The organism is Granulicella paludicola (assembly GCF_025685545.1).
Taxonomy (GTDB): domain Bacteria; phylum Acidobacteriota; class Terriglobia; order Terriglobales; family Acidobacteriaceae; genus Granulicella; species Granulicella paludicola.
In genome coordinates, this window is record NZ_JAGSYC010000020.1 from 320,240 (window position 1) to 336,353 (window position 16,114).

Below are 16,114 nucleotides of genomic sequence, written 5' to 3' on the forward strand. Positions count from 1 at the left end.
GTGTGCGGTTAGTGTGCGAACCGTTGGCGGATCATGACGGTGCGATCGAGGGCGTCGGAGACCTCAAGGACCTTCAAGCGTAGATCAGGATCGATGGTGTTGACGCTGAGCCATTGATGGACGGCGGTCTGTGCCTCGGGGCTATGCTGTCCGTCGATGAAGGAGCCGAGCCATGCGCCGAGGAAGAAGATCTTGCGATGCTGCTTGATCTCGGGTAGCGCGTTGAGAGCCTGGGTGAGATAAGGGCCAGTGAGGGTCGTCTGGTTCCAGCTGTTGAAAGAGCCAAGGCTTTGGGTGATCCAGTCTTCCGGTCTGTCGGTGGAGTGCAGGTACTCAGTGAAGTAGCGTTGCTTGGTGGCGGCGCTGGGAGTGGCTGCTTCGACGGCGTAGGCATACTTCTGACCCTCGCCGCTATGATCTTTGGCTTTTTCAGTAGAGAAGAGATCGGATGCGGCAGGGTCGTTCATCGCGATGAGATGGCCGATGAGGTTCCAACGATCGAGAGGCTTTAGTGGCATGTCCGCGATTGAGAGAGTTCCGTTGAGTAGAGACTTTACCTGCGCGAGTGCATGTGGGGTTTCGGCGATGCCGGTGAAGCTGCGATAGCTGACGATGCGCAGACCGAGTGTGGAGGCGTGGAGCATGCGGTCGGAAAGCACGTCCTCTACACGGGGAAGGTATGCAGCGCGTGTGGCGTCAGACAGGTAGGCGTGCAGCGCGGTGGTGAGGTGAACGCCTTCGATGCGCGAGAGGGACTCATCGGTTTCGTGCGGAAGCGCTTTCAGCACGAGGTCGATGTAGGTGGTTGGCGAGGTCGCGGCGACGTGGACGTTGTCCCACAGGGCACCCCAAAGCATGGAGCGAAGCAGAGGGTCGGCGACACTTGCGGATAGCTGCGGGTGTGTTGTATCGAGCGCCTGGGTCGCGCTGGCTGCGCTGGGTGCATCGAGCAGGAAACGTCCATAGCCGAAGTCTCCTTCATTGGCGAAGGCCAGGGTTGGGCAGGTTTTGCCGACGGCTTCTGCGACGGGGTAAACCGCGGTGTTCCAGCGGACGTGGAGGACTTCGGCGCCGTAAGACGAAGAGAGCAGCACGTCATTCGAAATGGGCCACAGGAAGCTATCGGGTAGTACATCCTGCTGATGAAGTGTGAGCTTCGTGATTTTTCCTGCAGCACATTCGAAGTGGATTGTGACCTCCGGCATGCCGCGTTGCAGTATCCATGCCTTCGCCCAGCTGTCCACGTCGCGCTGCTGCTGATTATTTTGGGCGGCGGTGCTGAAGGCGTGAACAAGGTCGGCCCACTGTGCATTTGCGTAAGCGTGTTGCTTGAGGTAAAGGCGAAGGCCATCGCGGAAGCTGTCTTCTCCAAGGAAGAAATTCAGCTGCTTCAGCACGGACGGAGCTTTCTGGTAGACGATGGCACCGTAGGCAGACTTCGCGTCTTTGAGGTTTGCGATGTTCTGAAAGATGGGCGTGGTGCCCTGCGTCTCGTCGATGGCATAGGCTGCGGGCTTGATGTCCTCATAGAAGTGCTTCCAGGGATTCTGCGCGGGCTCGAGTTGTGCGAGAGCCTTGTAAGCCATATATTGCGCGAAGCCTTCTTTCAGCCACAGGTCATCGAACCAGCGCATGGTGACGAGGTCGCCGAACCACTGGTGGCAGGTCTCGTGAAGCACGAGGATATTGCGGCGGAAGTAGTCACTGGCTGTGGGTGCGGTGCGGAAGAGTACACCGTCTTCGTTGAGGAAGCTGGCTCCAGCGTGCTCCATGCCGCCGAAGGGAAAGCCGGGGATGAGCACGAGGTCGTACTTGGGAAAGGGAAACGGCTGAGCGAAGTAGTCAGAGAAATAACGGATGCCACTCGCGGCCATCTTCTGGACCTGCGGAGCTTCCGCTTTCGCGCGGGCGAGCTGTGACTTGCGGACGTAGAGGGTCGGCTCCGCCGCGGTGACTCCGGCGAGCGCTTCGAACGGGCCTGCGGCGAACGCGAAGAGATAGGTGCTGATGGGGCGGGTGTCGGGAAAGATGGAGATTGCGGTCGCGCCATCTCTTGTTTTGCGATCGGCGGCGGTGTTGGCGATGATCGTCCACTCGGAGGGAGCGGTGATCTGAAGCGCGAAACGTCCTTTGAGGTCGGGTTGGTCGAAGCATGGGAAGGCCATGCTGGCGTCCATGGGGACGAAGAGGGTGTAGAGGTATTCGTTGTGGTCGTCGCGATCTTCGTAGCGGGTGAAAGCTTTGCCGGAGGTCGCAACCTGGCTAATGAACGTGAGCTTGAGTTCGTTCTTTCCGCTTGCGAGTGCGGACGCCGGGAGGTTGAGATGACCATCGGTGAGAGCGGTCGGAATGGCGGTGCCGTTAAGTGAGGCCTGAGAGATAGAACCATCGCGGTAGTCGAGTGCGAGGTCGCCGGTGCCAGTGTTGGTGAAGTCGATGGTCTCCGTGCCGGGGATGACGGAAGCGTGGGGTGCCAGCTGGAATGACAGGGCGTAGTGTAGGTTCGAGATGCGCGCTGCGCGGCTGACGGCCAGGTCTTTCGACACGCCGGGACCTGGGCTCTGTGCGCCTGCGAAGGATGACGACAGGAGCAATGTGCAGGCCGTGGCGAGGGTCGAAAGGCGAAGCGGGATCATGCATCTCTCCGTGTAGTGTTTGTGGGTGTTGCGCCCCAGCCGCCGCCGCCGGGAGATTCCAGCCGAAGTAGCGAGCCATGTTTGAGGCGCTGACTGGTTTTGCCTGGAAGCTCTATGGCGGTCATTGCGCCGGGTTCGATGAGAAGCGTGTGGCCCGGTGAACCTTCTTCGCCGCCCTGCAGACCGTAGGGGCGGAACTTGCGGCGATCAGCGAGGAGGGTGACCTGCGCATCGCTTAGGATTTCGAGCTCTTTGATGAGGCCATCGCCGCCGCGATGTTCGCCTGCTCCACCGGAACTGCGGCGGTAGCCATAGCTTTTCATACGCAGCGGGTAGGCGAACTCGAGTGCCTCGATGGGCGTATTGAGCGAGTTGGTCATGTGGGTCTGCACGCCGGAAAGTCCATCCTGATGTGGGCCCGCGCCCATGCCGCCTGCGGTGGTCTCGTAGTAGGTGAAGGCAGCGCCGGAACGAGGATCGATGCCGCCGATGGTGAGGTTGCTCATGGTGCCGGCGCTGGCTGCGGGCACGCGATGGGGCGCGGCTTTGGCCAGCGCGCGCAGCAGGACGTCAACGGTGCGCTGCGACATCTCTACGTTGCCACCGGCGACGGCCGCCGGTGGTGTGGCGTCGAGCACGGTGCCGGGTTCGAGCTTCAACGTGAGTGGACGCAGGATGCCTGCGGTGGCAGGTACGTCTTCGCTGAGCAGGCAACGGAGGACGTAGTAGCAGGCAGAGAGTGTGATGGCGCGGACGGCGTTGATGCTGCCTGCCACCTGTGCGGAGGTGCCTGCGAAGTCGATGGCGATGGCACCTGCTGCTGCGTCGATAGTGAGGCTGACGGCGAGACGCACGGGAATGTCGTTTACGCCGTCATCGTCGAGCCAGTCTTCGGCTTCGTAGACGCCCGAGGGTAGCTGCTTCAGCTCGGCGCGCACCAACCGTTCGGAGTAGGCGAGCAATTCTTCGCTCATCGCTTGTAGCTTTGCCTCGCCGTAGCGTTCGACGAGCTGCAGCAGTCGCCGCTCGCCCACGCGGCAGGAACCGATCTGCGCGGCGAGATCGCCTTCGCGTTCTGCGGGCGTGCGGACGTTGAGCAGGATGAGGTGGAGCAGGTCGCGATCCGTTTCGCCGTGGCGCACAAGGCGAACGGGAGGGATGCGCAGGCCCTCCTGAAAGATCTCTCGGGCGGGGCCCATGGAGCCGGGGTACATGCCGCCTACATCGGCGTGATGCGCGCGGGCGGCTACGTAGAACGAGGGCGTGGCGAGGCCTTCGCAGAAGACGGGCTGCACCATGGTGATGTCGGGTAGATGTGTGCCGCCGCAGTACGGGTCGTTGAGTACGGCGATGTCGCCGCGTTCGAGCTTGAGCGAGGTGACGGCGGCTTCGACCGACATGGGCATGGAGCCGAGATGCACGGGCATGTGGTCGCCCATGGCGATGACGCGATGCTGGGCATCGAAGACGGCGCAGGAATAGTCGCGACGCTCCTTGATGTTGGGTGAGATGGCGGTGCGTCGCAGAGCCGCACCCATCTCTTCGGCGATGGAGTGCATAGCGCTTTGGAAGACGGCAAGCTCGACGGCGTCGATGGTCATTGTGATATCTCCACGTCTAGGATGAGGTTGCCGAGCTCGTCTACTTGGAGAAAGGCATGCGGTGGAAGCACGGTGACGGAGGTGTACTCCGCGATAAGTGCGGGTCCGGCGAAGATGTCGCCTGGATGCAGGCGGTCGCGATCGTAGACGTTTGCGGTATGCCAAGCACCTGCGAAGAAGACGCGCTGCTTGCCGCGCAAAGCCGCGCTGCCGTCGCCTGTGCGCGGAGTGGTGCGCGTGGGAATGTGGGGCTCAGAGGGAATGCGGACGCGAAGGCGAACGTTGACGATTTCGAGAGGGCGTTCCCGGTTGGCGAAGCCGTAGCGCTGTGTGTGCATGGCGTGAAAGGCTTCTGCGGCGGCTGAGGTATAGGGTACGTTCAGTTCGTAGCCCTGGCCTGCGTAGCGGAGGTCGACGCTACGTTCGAGGAGGTGGGGCTGATGGCTGAAGTCGGTTGAGCCGAGGGCTTCGAGGGCGAGGAATTCCTCTTCGAGGGCGAGAAGCTGCGATTGGGGGAGCATGACGGTGCGCGAGTAGTCGCGGACGGAGTCGGCGAGCAGGATGCCGACGGCAGAGAGTGCTCCGGGCATGGCTGGGACCATCACGCGCGGGATGCTGAGAGCGCGGGCGACGGCGCAGGCGTGCAGCGGACCGCCGCCACCGAAAGCGACGAGGATGAAGTCGCGCGGGTCGTGGCCACGCTCGATGGAGATGAGACGGATGGCGCGTTCCATCTGTGTTTCGACGACGCGGAGAATGCCTTCGGCGAAAAGCTCGGCGGAGGCGAGCGTTCCTTTGCGCGCTTCAAAGCAGTTTCTGACGCGGTCGATGTCGAGCGTGACCGTGCCGTTCATGAACTGCTCGCTATCGAGGCGACCGAGGAGAAGGTTGGCATCGGTGACTGTGGGCTCTTCGCCGCGACCAAAGCAGACGGGGCCGGGAACGGCTCCAGCGGATTCGGGACCGACGCGCAGCAGGCCGCCAGCGTCGAAGCGGGCGAGAGAGCCGCCGCCAGCGCCTGCGGTGTGGATGTCGAGCATGGGGATGTTGACGGGGACGCCTGCGACGGAGCTCTCGGTGGTGAGCGAGGGGCCTCCGCTGCGTGCGTCGGCGAGGAAGACGTCGGTCGAAGTGCCGCCCATGTCGAAGCCGAGGATGCGGTCGATGCCTGCGGCCTGTGCCATGGCCCAGGCTCCCATGACGCCGCCAGCGGGGCCAGAGAGGACGGTGCGAACAGGTTCCTTGGCGGCAAGCTGCGCACCGACGATGCCGCCGGAGGATTGCATCACCTGCACGGTGCCGTTGTGCTCGGAGCGGATGGACTGTTCGAGGCCGAGAAGGTAGCCCTGCATCTTTGGAGCGAGGTACGCGTTGACAACGAGGGTGGAGCCGCGCTCGTACTCACGGAACTCGGGGAGGATGCGATGGCCGGTGGAGACGGGCAAGCCGAGGGTGAGCAGCGCGGCCTCGACGCGACGCTCGTTCTCGGGATTGAGGAAGGCGAAGAGGAGTGAGATGGCGATGGCTTCGGCTCCACTGCTGCGGACCTGCTCGACGAGGGTGGCGAGTTCTGCGTCGGTGGGGCTGCGAAGAATCTCGCCTTCGGAGGTGCCGCGTTCAGGGATGCCGAAGCGAAGGTCCTGCGGCACGAGGCAGACGTTGGGCTCGGAGGTCCAGGCGTAGAGCTTGGGGCGTGTCTGCCTGCCGATGGCGATGGTGTCTTCGAAGCCCTGCGTCGTGACAAAGGCGACACGCGCGCCTTTACGTTCGAGCATCGCGTTGGTGCCGACTGTTGTTCCGTGACAGAGATGTGCGCGTTCGCTGCCAGAGCTGAGTTGTGCGACGCCTTGCACGACCGCGGCGCCGGGATCGTGCGGTGTAGAGCGCAGCTTGAGCACCTTCAGTTGCCCATCGACAAGCGCTACGCAGTCGGTGAAGGTTCCTCCTGTGTCAATGGCGATGCGCAAACGCTGCTCCTGAGTTGCAGATGTAAAGTGAGGCTACCTACGCAGTATGCTTGACTGTAACGCAACAATACCAGCCACGCAGGCGAGAGCTTCGCCGGATGAGGATGACCTTTGCAGATAACTCAAGGCTGGCTGAAAGCGGCATCGGCGACGCAACGGCGTGCGCTGGCGGCGGCTTCGCTGGGATGGATGCTCGACAGTATGGATGTGATGATCTATGCGATGATCCTACCCGCGGTGCAGAAGGAGATGCATCTGACCTCCGCGATGAGCGGGGCGATGATGTCGGCCACGTTGATTGCGGCGGCGATTGGTGGCATCTTCTTCGGCTGGTTTGCCGATCGCATGGGCCGAACTCGCGCGTTGAATGGCAGCATGCTGCTGTACTCCATTGCTACGATGATGTGTGGCTTTACGCACACGGCGATGGCGCTGGCTGCTTGCCGTGTATTGCTGGGGCTCGGCATGGGTGGCGAATGGGCTGCTGGTGCGGCTCTGGTGGCGGAGACGTTTCCGGCAGAGGCGCGAGGGAAGGCGCTGGCGTTTGTGCAGAGCTTCTGGGCCATTGGCTATGCGCTGGGGGCTGCGATTACGGCGGTGCTGCTGCCGCATTATGGATGGCGGGCGGTGTTCTTTGCGGGGATCATTCCGGCGTTTTTGACGCTGTGGGTTCGGCACAGCGTGCAGGAGCCTGCGTCGTTCGAGCGCGACCGTGTGGCGCGGCCGGCGGTGATGCAGTTGTTTCGCGGACCGCTGGCACATGGGACGCTGGTGTGCGCCACGATGAACGCGGCTGCACTGTTTGCATGGTGGGGATTGTTTACGTGGACGCCGCGGTTCCTGTCGCTCCCGGTGGCTGCGGGCGGACATGGGCTGAGCATCGTGAACACGTCGGGGTGGACGATTGTGATGCAGCTGGGGACGTTTCTGGGCTACATCAGTTTTGGATACATCGCGGCGCGGTTCGGGCAGAAGCGGACCTACATCGTGTTCCTGCTAATCGCGGCGGCTTCGGTGCCGGTGTTCGCTTCGGTCGCGAATCCTTATCTGCTGCTGATTGTCGGGCCGATTGTGGGGTTCTTTGGGACGGGATATTTCTCAGGCTTCGCGGTGATTGCGAGCGAGCTGTTTCCGACGCAGCTACGGGCTTCGGCGATGGGGTTTGTCTATAACGTGGGGCGGATTGCTAGCGCGGCTGCGCCGTATCTGATCGGGTTGATTTCAGAGAAGCATGGACTGGGAGCGGCGCTCACGCTGACGTCTGTGGCGTTTTTGTTGGCGGCGCTGATCGCGACGAGACTACGATCAGCGCCGCGGCTTGCTACTTCGTGAGGTGCAGCAGAAGGGATGAGTGGCGCTTTAGCGTGAAGTGGTAGTCGTCCTTGATGGGGCCGAGGTCCTTGTTGCCCCAAATGTCGTGGGCCTTCCAGCCGCTGCCGACGCCCGCTTCCTTCAGGTGCAGATGGACGCCGCGGAGCGAGGTCTCGCTTTCGCCGAAGTTGATGACGTCGATGGCGCGGCTGCCGTCAGCAAGTGGACGCGCCCAGATTTCCACGGGACCCTCAGCGTAGATGCGTTCCGCCTGCTTGCCGAGCGGGTCCTGGTCGATGGCGATGACTTCCTTGTTGGTGAGGACCGCCGTCACCTCGGGCGTCAATTCGCTGAGGTTGTTGCCAGCCAACAGAGGCGAGGCGAGCATCGCCCACATACCCATGTGAGTGCGGTTTTCGTCCAGGTTGAGCTTGCCGTTGCCGACCTCGAGCATGTCGGGGTCGTTCCAATGTCCGGGGGCTGCGTACTTGCCGAGGCCTGCCTGCTCTCGGCCGATGTAGGCCATGCGATCGAAGCTGGGGTTGATATCGCCGGTTGTGCGCCAGAGGTTGGCGCCGACTTCCGGTCCCCATTGCCAGACCTCGTCCCAGCCGTACTGGCAGAGTGAGTAGATCATGGGACGACCGGTCTTGAGGATCGCCTGATGCATTTTCTCGTAGGCGGCGCGCATCATGGCGTACTGCTTCGGGATGTCGTCAGGAGCTTCCTTGTTCTGGATTTCGCGGAAGCCGCAGAGGTCGTACTTTAGATAGTCGATGCCCCAGGAGGCGTAGAGATCGGCGTCCTGTTGTTCGTGACCGTAGCTGCCTTCGAAGTGGGCGCAGGTGAAGGGGCCGGGTGAGCTGTAGATGCCGAGCTTTAGGCCCTTCGAGTGGACGTAGTCGGCGAGGGCCTTCATATCGGGGAACTTGTCGTTGGTGTGCAGGACGCCGTTGGCGTCGCGCTTACCTTCCCAGGTGTCGTCGATGTTGACGTAGACGTAGCCTGCGTCTTTCATGCCGGAGGAGACGAGGAGATCGGCGGCCTGGCGGATGTCCTTGTCGGTGACCTTGCCGGCGAACCAGTTCCAGGAGTTCCAGCCCATCGGCGGCGTGGCGGCGAGCTTCGGTTGCTGCGCGGCCAAAGGGGAGGCGAGAGTCAGGGCGATGAGGAGAGTCGAGAGGGATCGCATGGGCAACCACTATAGTATGCAAACGCTTGCATTGGGTAGGGGTACCCCCTCTCCCCCCATACTTTAAGTCCTAAAGTCTTGATTCGAAGGGAGGTAGGTCTGGCCTTGGGTTGTACAAGTCCGAATCACTATTCAGGTTCTTTCTCGGAGGCCTATCTGAAGGATATCAAGTTGAGAGTAGTAAACATCCAATTTTCTTTCGAGTGAAAACGGCAGTGTTTATGAGGGTTTGTGGCGGTGGGGAGGGTCGGGGGGCTTGACAGGGTTTCAAAGGCGGTAGAGGAGAGAGAAGACGAGGTGGTGCGGGCGAAAAGCAGATTTCCTTCGGGAATGACAAACAAGAGCGAGATGCAGATTCCCTTCGGGAATGACAAACAAGTGCGAGACGCAGATTGCCTTTGGGAATGACAAACAAGTGCGAGACGCAGATTCCCTTCGGGAATGACAAACGAGGGCGAGACGCAGATTGCCTTCGGGAATGACAGGGAAGAGTCAGTGGGATGGCCAGGATTTGTTGGGGGTGGCGGACATTTTGAAGATGAGGGTGCCGCCGGAGGTGAGCTGGTCCTGGGTGAGGTAGTAGGTGGTAAGGGGTTTGCCGTTCAGGGTGGCGGACTGGATGTAGGTGAGGCCTGAGCTTGCGCCCCTGGCTTCGATACGCAGGTGTTTGCCGCTGGGAAGGTTGAGGGTGGCGCTGTCGACGAGGGGAGTGCCGATCTCGTAGTTTGGGGTGCCGGGAGTGACGGGGTAGAAGCCTAGCGCGCTGAAGATGTACCAGGCGGAGATCTGGCCGCAGTCGTCGTTGCCTGCGATGCCGTCGGGGGTGTTCTTGTAGACAGAGTCGGCTACGTTGCGGACGCGGAGCTGTGTCTTCCAGGCGGCGTCGGCGTGGTCGTAAAGGTAGGCGATGTGGTGGCTGGGTTCGTTGCCGTGGTCGTAGAATTTCCCATCGAAGAGCTCGTCGAGTTTGACGATGAAGGGCTGTTTGCCGCCGAGCAGGTCGATGAGGCCGGGGATGTCTTGCAGCACGAAGAAGGTGTACTGAATGGGCAGGGCCTCGGTGACGTAGGTGGCTGGCTTGAGCGGCTCGAAGGGAGTGACCCAGGTGCCATCGGCGTGGCGGCCGCGAGCAAAGCCGACGCTGGGGTCGATCACGTTGCGGTAGTTCTGGGCGCGCTTAGCGAAGAGGGCTTCGTCGTCGACTTTATGCAGGGCCTTGGCGATGGTGCCGACGAGGGCGTCGTCGTAGGCGTATTCGAGGGTTCGGGAGACCTGTTCGTTCTTGTGGAAGGCGTCGGGGATGGTGTCTTCCAGGGGGATGTAGCCGTACTTGAGATAGGACTCGAGGCCGCGGCGACCGCGTCCGTCCAGGTAGAGGTCGTGGGTAGCGGGCGAGGCTGTGGCGTTGTGACGCATGAGGCGATAAGCGTCGTCGAGGTCGAAGTCGCGGATGCCTTTGGCCCAGGCGTCGACGATGACGGCGTCGGCGTGGTCGCCGATCATCTCCGAGGTGTAGTTGGACCATGCCGGATAGATGGGAAGGAAGCCGCCTGCATCGCCCTTGGCGATGAGGGAGCGGACCATGTCACGCTCGCGGGTGGGTTCGATGAGGGTGAAGAGGGGGTGGACGGCGCGGAATGTGTCCCAGAGGGAGTAGTCGTCGTAGTAGACGTAATCCTTCGCGTTGGAGACGGCGGGGCGCTGTGTTGCGTCGGGACCACCGGAGGCGAAGGTGGGGTAGGTGCCGCTGACGTCGGAGAGCACGCGGGGTAGCTGCATGGCGTGGTACATGGCGGTGTAGAAGATGTGCTTCTGGGTGTCGGGGGCGTCGATCTGGATGGCGTTGAGGGCTTTATCCCAGGCGGAGCGGGTCTGGGAGACGACGCGGTCGAAGTCCCAGCCAGGGATCTCGGAGGCGAGGTTATGGCGGGCTTCGTCGAGGTTGGTGAAGGAGTTGCCTACGCGGGCGGTGACAGTGTCGCCGGGTTTGAGGTCGAAGGCGATGTAGGCGCCGGGAAGACCGTCGGCTGTGCCGCTTTGATCCGTGGAGCCGGGGTGAGCGGTCTTGCCTGCCCAGGTGCCGCCGATGCGGAAGGGGTGGTCGAAGCGGAGGGTGAAGTTGCCGCTGAAGCCTCCTGGCCGGCCGCTGCCGGCGTAGATGCGGCGGACTGGGGTGACGACGGTGATCTCCTGCGCGGCGAGGTCGATGTGCAGGGTGCCTTCGTTGTGGGGGGCGTTGGATTCGATGAGCAGGAGGGATTGGCCGGGCTTATTGAAGCGGAAGCGGAGGATGCCGGAGCGGGTGGTGCCGGTGAGGTCGGCGTCGATGCCGTAGTCGGCGAGGGTGACGGAGTAGTGGAAGGGGGTAGCGTGCTCGGAGGCGCGGTCGAAGGCGGAGGCGCGCGCGTCGGGGGTGAGCTTGAGGGTCGGGTCAGCTCCGGCGGGGAGGCTGATAGGCATGACGGTCATGCTGCCGTAGTCCTGGGTGCAGGAGCCGGAGAGGAAGTGGCTGGCGCGGAAGCCCTGGAGGCGGGTTTCGGCGAAGTAGTAGGGCGGGACGCACTTGATGTTGCCGGCGCGGGTTTGGGGGGTCCACTGCGTCATGGCGAAGGGGGGCGCGGTGGAGGGGAAGGTCTGGCCTTCGTTGGCGGTGCCAATGTACTCGTTGACGAAGTCGACCGGCTTTTTGGGGGCTTGCTGGGCGGGCGAAGGCGAGACGACGAGAGTGGTGAGGCACAGCAGCAAAAGAGTACGCATAAGAGAGAAGAAGTGTGGGGGAGCGAGTGGAGGACTCGCAAGTGATTTCGCTGTAAGGGGACGAGGTCTTACGGTTAGGGTTCGAGTAAGGAGTGAAATCTGCTGGAAATAGGCTGAATGGTAAGCTGAGAGACGTTCGAAAGGTGTGAGGGTATCGGCACCCATGCCTGACAATGAGAGTGTCAGGCACGGGGCATCCAGGAAAGTTCTGAAAAAGTCTGTTTGGGTTTAAACATTCGTACCCTCCGGGGCTAAAGCCCACGATTTTACAGGGCTTTCACCGTACGGGCTGAAGCCCGTACCCTTCAAAGCGGACTTAATCAGAAGCTCCCCAGATGTTCGGCGAGCTTCGAAAGGACTACGAGGCGTTTTATGGCGGTGCGTGAACCAGGTGTGCGGGAGAAGGGGGTGCTCGACGCCGAGGCATGCTGGGAGGTGTTGCAGCGGGTGGTGGGAAGCCCACAGCTGCGGCGCGCGGCTCGGATGCGGGAGTTTTTGCAGTTTGTGGGACAGCGCACGTTGAAGGACGGCGTGGAGCAGGTGCAGGAGCAGGAGATCGGCTCCGAAGTGTTCGGGCGCATGGTGGGGTATGACACGAGCGTGGACAATATTGTCCGTGTGAATGCGACGGACCTGCGCAAGCGGATTGAGGACTACTTCACGAACGACGGCGCGGACGAGCCGCTGGTGTTCGAAATTCCGCGCGGAAGCTACATGCCGGTGTTTCGGTATCGGCATCCGCAGGTGGAAGAGGCAGTGGCTGCTGCCCCGGTGGTGGGTGCTGCGACCGAGGTGACGGTTGTCCCGGCGAGCCCGGCTATTGCCACCAGCGGATGGATGCGATGGGCGTGGGGAGCGACTGCGGTGGTGGTTGCCGCGCTGGCGATTGGCTGTGCGGTGCTGTGGGTGGAGAACCAGGAGTTGCAGAAGCCACATTATGCTTCGCGGGATACGCCGGCGCTGGCTTCGTTCTGGGGAGCGTTCCTGGGCACGAAGATCAATACCGATGTGATCCTTGCAGATACGTCGTTTTCTCTGGTGGAAGATATTACGCAGCAGCCGATTGCGCTGGATGCCTATCTGGATCACAGCTATATGAGTCAGATTCAATCGACCGCGCTGAGTGCGGACAGGCGGGCGGACCTGCAGATTATTGCGAACCGGACCTCGGGCAGCCTGGGGGACTTTCGGGTGGCGCAGCGGGTGATTGCGCTGGATCCGACGGCGAAGAATCTGCATGTGTACTATGCGCGGGACTACACGCCGCCGCTGCTGAAGCAGGACAACCTGATCCTGATTGGGGGGCCGAAGTCGAACCCGTGGCAGGGACTGCTGAAGGACCAGCAGAACTTTACGATCGGTGTGAACCTGGAGAAGAACTTCTCGTATGTGATCAACCGCGCTCCGGCGAAGGGTGAGCAGGCGACGTACGTGGTGCCTTCCAATTCGACGGCGACGGTGGGTTACAGCGTGATCACGTTTCTGCCAAACCCGGACCATACGGGCAAGGCGCTGAGCATCGCCGGGGTGGATGGGCAGGCGACGGATGCGGCTGGGGAGTGGCTGACTTCGGAGGAGGCGTTGGCTAATTTAAAGAAGCTGTTGAAGGTTGATACGCTGCCGTATTTTGAGGTGGTGCTGAGGACGACGCATTTGAACAGCACGCCGATGAGCGCTGAGGTGGTGGCGTATCGGGTGTATCAGAGGTAGGGAGTTGGGAGTGGGAAGTGGTTTTTTAGCGAGATGGTGGTGGGACGGGGTAGGCGGGCGGGGTGTCGGGGTAGGTGATGGTGAGGTGTTGGAAGACGACGCCGGGGTCTCGGTAGATGAGGCGGAGTTTGTGGGAGCCTGCGGGGAGCTCACCTAGAGGAAGTGTGAGGACGGCTGCGTTTCGGAGGACGTTGGCGGCCCAGGTGGGGGCGGTGTTTTCGTGCCACTCGCCAGTAGCTCCAGGGTCGAGGGTTTGCGGAGCGCCGCCGTCAAGAGAGACATCGAAGCTGAGGTGATGGTCGGCATCTACGGGGAAGGTCGGCAGGGTGTAGATGGAGAGTTGCGCGGGCTGGGTGCTGGTGGTGGTGAAGGTGTATTCGAGCCACGGTGCGGGACTGCTGGGGGTTGCGGCGTTTGCGAGGAGGCCGGGAGATCCGTAGGCCATGGAGGTGCCGGTGATGCCGAGATCGGCGAGGGTGTTCCAGCGGTCGGCGGTGCCGTCCGACTTGGCGGAGTAGAGCGCGGCGTTGAGGGAGATGACGTCGCGTTCGGCTTTGGGGGAAGCGGGTGCGCCCCACGAGGTGGGAAGGGGCTTTGCGGCGTCGGCTGCGGTGGCGAGGGTGGGCATCTCGAAGACGTGGCGATTGCGCGGGGCGGAGGACATCATGCCGTCCCACTTGCTGGATTGAAGCGAGTTGTACTGCGCGGTGAGGGTCTGGATGCGGTCGTAGGCTGACTGCGAGGTTGCGGCGTCGGTGGCGAGGGGCTTGTGCTCGTGGGCGTCGAGGTAGGTGCGGTCGGCGGCGAGGAACTTTTCGTTCTGCACGGCGGAGGCTTCGATGGGGTAACCGACGAGTTCGAACCAGGCGTCGCGATAGGCGGCGGGGAGTGACGAGGCGAGGGTGGTGGTGTCGTGAGCGAGGCGCTGCCAAGCGGCGTCGCGGGTGGCGTTCTGATTGCCCCAGGCGAGCGGGTTGAAGGCGGTGCGGTTGATGCCGTCGTCGTAGCCGTTGAAGCCCATGAACTCGGGCTTGCGGACGAAGTTGAGCTGGTAGTAGCGGTCGAGCAGGCTGGCGATGGAGGGGGCGAGGGTGGCGGGGAACTGCTCGGCTGCCCAGGCGGTGAGGAAGGTCCGCTGGTCGATCTTTGCCATGGCTGGCTCGTTCCAGGCGAGCTGCATGAAGTAGTCGATGTCGGTCTCGGCGGGTTTGATGTCGCCGACGTTGAGTACCCAGTAGCGGCGGGCGTTGTGGTCGAAGGCCTTGGTCATCTCTTCGCGGATGAGGGCGGGCGGCGTGGACGAGAGCCACAGGTGATCGTGGGGGAAGCCCCAGTAGGAGACGTGGTAGTAGATGCCGGAGCCGCCCGGACGCTGCTGCTCGGCTGTGGTGGGGAGCTGGCGGATGTAGCCGTAGTTGTCGTCGGTCCAGCCGAGGGTGACATCGTCGGGAACCTTCATACCGGCGCGGTAGAGTTCCAGAGATTCCTTGTAGAGCCAGATGACCTGTGGGATTTTGGTGACGTCGAGGTTGACGTGTCTGGCGAGGAGGTCGCGCTGGTCGTGCATGACCTGCTCAACGAGATGGGCTTTCGTGATGGCGTCGCCGGTGGCTTCGAGGCCGGTGTCGTGCACGCCGCGCATGCCAACGGTGTAGAAGTTTTCGAAGTGGCCGTTTTCGACAAGGCGCTTATCCCAATAGGCGTCGATGGCGGGCTTGTTGAGCTGATAGTTCCAGGGGCCGTCGGTCTTTTCGTTCCACTCGCCTACGTTGTTGCGGAGGAGGGCTTCGGAGTGCGAAGAGCCCATGACGATGCCCCACTTGTCGGCTAACTTTGCGTTGGCGGGCACGGCGTTGAAGGCGAGTGTGCCGGGGTGCATGGCTGGCCAGAGCGAGTTGGCGTGGAGGCGCAGCAGGAGTTCAAAGACGCGGGCGTAGGTATTGGGGCCGATGTTGTGCAGCGATGGGTCCATCGTCTTCGCGGCCCAGGGACGCAGGCCCCAGTCCTCGTCGTTGAGGAAGATGCCACGATAGGGGACGCTGGGTTCGGGTTGGAGCTCGTTGTGCGCGGTGATAAAGACGGCGTCTTGGTGCGGGACGGGGACATCGGCCCACCAGTTCCATGGGGAGACGCCCATCTGCCGCGAGAGTGAGAAGAGAGCAAAGGCTGCACCGCGGCGGTCGCTGCCAGCGATGACAAGCGCGTGCTTGATGCCGGGGAATGGTTTGTCGAGGGTGGTGGTGAGTGCGCTCTCCCACTTGTGATCGATGGAACTGGTGTTGAGTTTGTGTTTGTTGGAGAGGTCGTCGATGAGCGGGTGGCCGGAGGTGCCGATGAGGATGAGATTGTCGGCGCTGGACGGCAGCGTGGTGAGGATCTGCGGCTTGCTGCCTGTGACGCGCTCGATGTCGGAGACGAAGGCTTCGACAGGAGCCGCGAGGGTGCCGGCTTCGGAGGGGTCGAGGTAGATGGCGGTGGTGTGGCCGTGGTCGGCTAATGCGATGTCGCCGGAGGTGTGGTCGAAGTGGACCAGGGTGGAATGCGGGAAGGCCTGGGCGAACGAGACGGGCGAGGCGGTGAGGATCAGGGCTAGAGTAAGGCGTCGCATTGAGGTTGATTGTAGCGGGACGCCGGGAACCCGAAGGGGTCCCTCTGTGGCATGGTTGCTGTGGGTGGATAGGAAGAGGCGCGGTTCTCAGGACCAGTTCCGGCTTCTCCGGCGTGGAGGAAGGCGTGGCTTGTTGTCGCAGGTGGGGAAGAGCGGCGCGTCGCTTCCCAGAAGCCGACATACCGGGACTAATCCGGCATCACTGTGAAATAGCCACGTCTAATCCTTCCCGACCGGCCCACTCATGCAGAAGCTTAAGGGGCTTGCCGGAGGCTGAGCGGTTCGCCTTACCGCGAGCTTGAACGACTGCACGTTTCTTCGGGTCAACTTCG

General features: G+C 62.3%; 8 protein-coding genes. 2 read left to right on the forward strand and 6 right to left on the reverse strand.

The features are described 5' to 3' along the window. Positions 1–8: 8 nt before the first annotated feature. From OHL14_RS04520 to OHL14_RS04530, 3 genes are read right to left on the reverse strand one after another with little or no spacing between them, the layout of a single operon-like run. The gene (locus OHL14_RS04520; protein ID WP_263378127.1) at positions 9–2,636 is read right to left on the reverse strand and encodes a M1 family metallopeptidase; all 2,628 of its coding nucleotides are present in this window, start codon (positions 2,634–2,636) and stop codon (positions 9–11) included. Beyond that, positions 2,633–4,237, reverse strand: coding sequence for a hydantoinase B/oxoprolinase family protein (locus OHL14_RS04525; RefSeq protein ID WP_263378128.1), 1,605 nt, complete (start codon positions 4,235–4,237; stop codon positions 2,633–2,635). The genes OHL14_RS04520 and OHL14_RS04525 overlap by 4 nt, the downstream gene beginning before the upstream one ends. Continuing rightward, positions 4,234–6,204, reverse strand: a complete 1,971-nt coding sequence (locus OHL14_RS04530) for a hydantoinase/oxoprolinase family protein (protein ID WP_263378129.1) — start codon at positions 6,202–6,204, stop codon at positions 4,234–4,236. The genes OHL14_RS04525 and OHL14_RS04530 overlap by 4 nt, the downstream gene beginning before the upstream one ends. 111 nt (positions 6,205–6,315) lie before the next feature. Here OHL14_RS04530 and OHL14_RS04535 point away from each other — a divergent pair, with 111 nt between their 5' ends. Then, entirely contained in the window at positions 6,316–7,536 is a 1,221-nt protein-coding gene (locus OHL14_RS04535; protein ID WP_263378130.1) for an MFS transporter, read from the forward strand. On the opposite strand, the gene OHL14_RS04540 is transcribed toward OHL14_RS04535, so the two are convergent. Together OHL14_RS04540 and OHL14_RS04545 are read right to left on the reverse strand one after the other, a co-directional pair. Continuing rightward, positions 7,526–8,707 carry a glycoside hydrolase family 27 protein gene (locus OHL14_RS04540; RefSeq protein ID WP_263378131.1) on the reverse strand — a complete coding sequence of 394 codons (1,182 nt, stop codon included), beginning with the start codon at positions 8,705–8,707 and terminating at the stop codon, positions 7,526–7,528. The two genes, OHL14_RS04535 and OHL14_RS04540, sit on opposite strands and share 11 nt — an antisense overlap. Positions 8,708–9,199: 492 nt before the next feature. Further along, on the reverse strand, positions 9,200–11,464 hold the full coding sequence (locus OHL14_RS04545) for a GH92 family glycosyl hydrolase (RefSeq protein WP_263378132.1): 2,265 nt from the start codon (positions 11,462–11,464) through the stop codon (positions 9,200–9,202). 372 nt (positions 11,465–11,836) lie between these two features. Here OHL14_RS04545 and OHL14_RS04550 point away from each other — a divergent pair, with 372 nt between their 5' ends. Continuing rightward, positions 11,837–13,174, forward strand: a complete 1,338-nt coding sequence (locus OHL14_RS04550; protein WP_263378133.1) for a hypothetical protein — start codon at positions 11,837–11,839, stop codon at positions 13,172–13,174. Between the two features lie 25 nt (positions 13,175–13,199). On the opposite strand, the gene OHL14_RS04555 is transcribed toward OHL14_RS04550, so the two are convergent. Then, positions 13,200–15,782 (reverse strand): glycosyl hydrolase 115 family protein, encoded by a 2,583-nt coding sequence (locus OHL14_RS04555; RefSeq protein WP_263378134.1) that lies wholly within the window; start codon positions 15,780–15,782, stop codon positions 13,200–13,202. Between the last annotated feature and the right edge of the window lie 332 nt (positions 15,783–16,114).

Coding starts and splice junctions, on each gene's coding strand:
- OHL14_RS04540 (WP_263378131.1), bottom strand. CDS start 8,707: ATGCGATCCCTCTCGACTCTCCTCATCGCCCTGACTCTCGCCTCCCCT.
- OHL14_RS04525 (WP_263378128.1), bottom strand. CDS start 4,237: ATGACCATCGACGCCGTCGAGCTTGCCGTCTTCCAAAGCGCTATGCAC.
- OHL14_RS04545 (WP_263378132.1), bottom strand. CDS start 11,464: ATGCGTACTCTTTTGCTGCTGTGCCTCACCACTCTCGTCGTCTCGCCT.
- OHL14_RS04555 (WP_263378134.1), bottom strand. CDS start 15,782: ATGCGACGCCTTACTCTAGCCCTGATCCTCACCGCCTCGCCCGTCTCG.
- OHL14_RS04520 (WP_263378127.1), bottom strand. CDS start 2,636: ATGATCCCGCTTCGCCTTTCGACCCTCGCCACGGCCTGCACATTGCTC.
- OHL14_RS04550 (WP_263378133.1), top strand. CDS start 11,837: ATGGCGGTGCGTGAACCAGGTGTGCGGGAGAAGGGGGTGCTCGACGCC.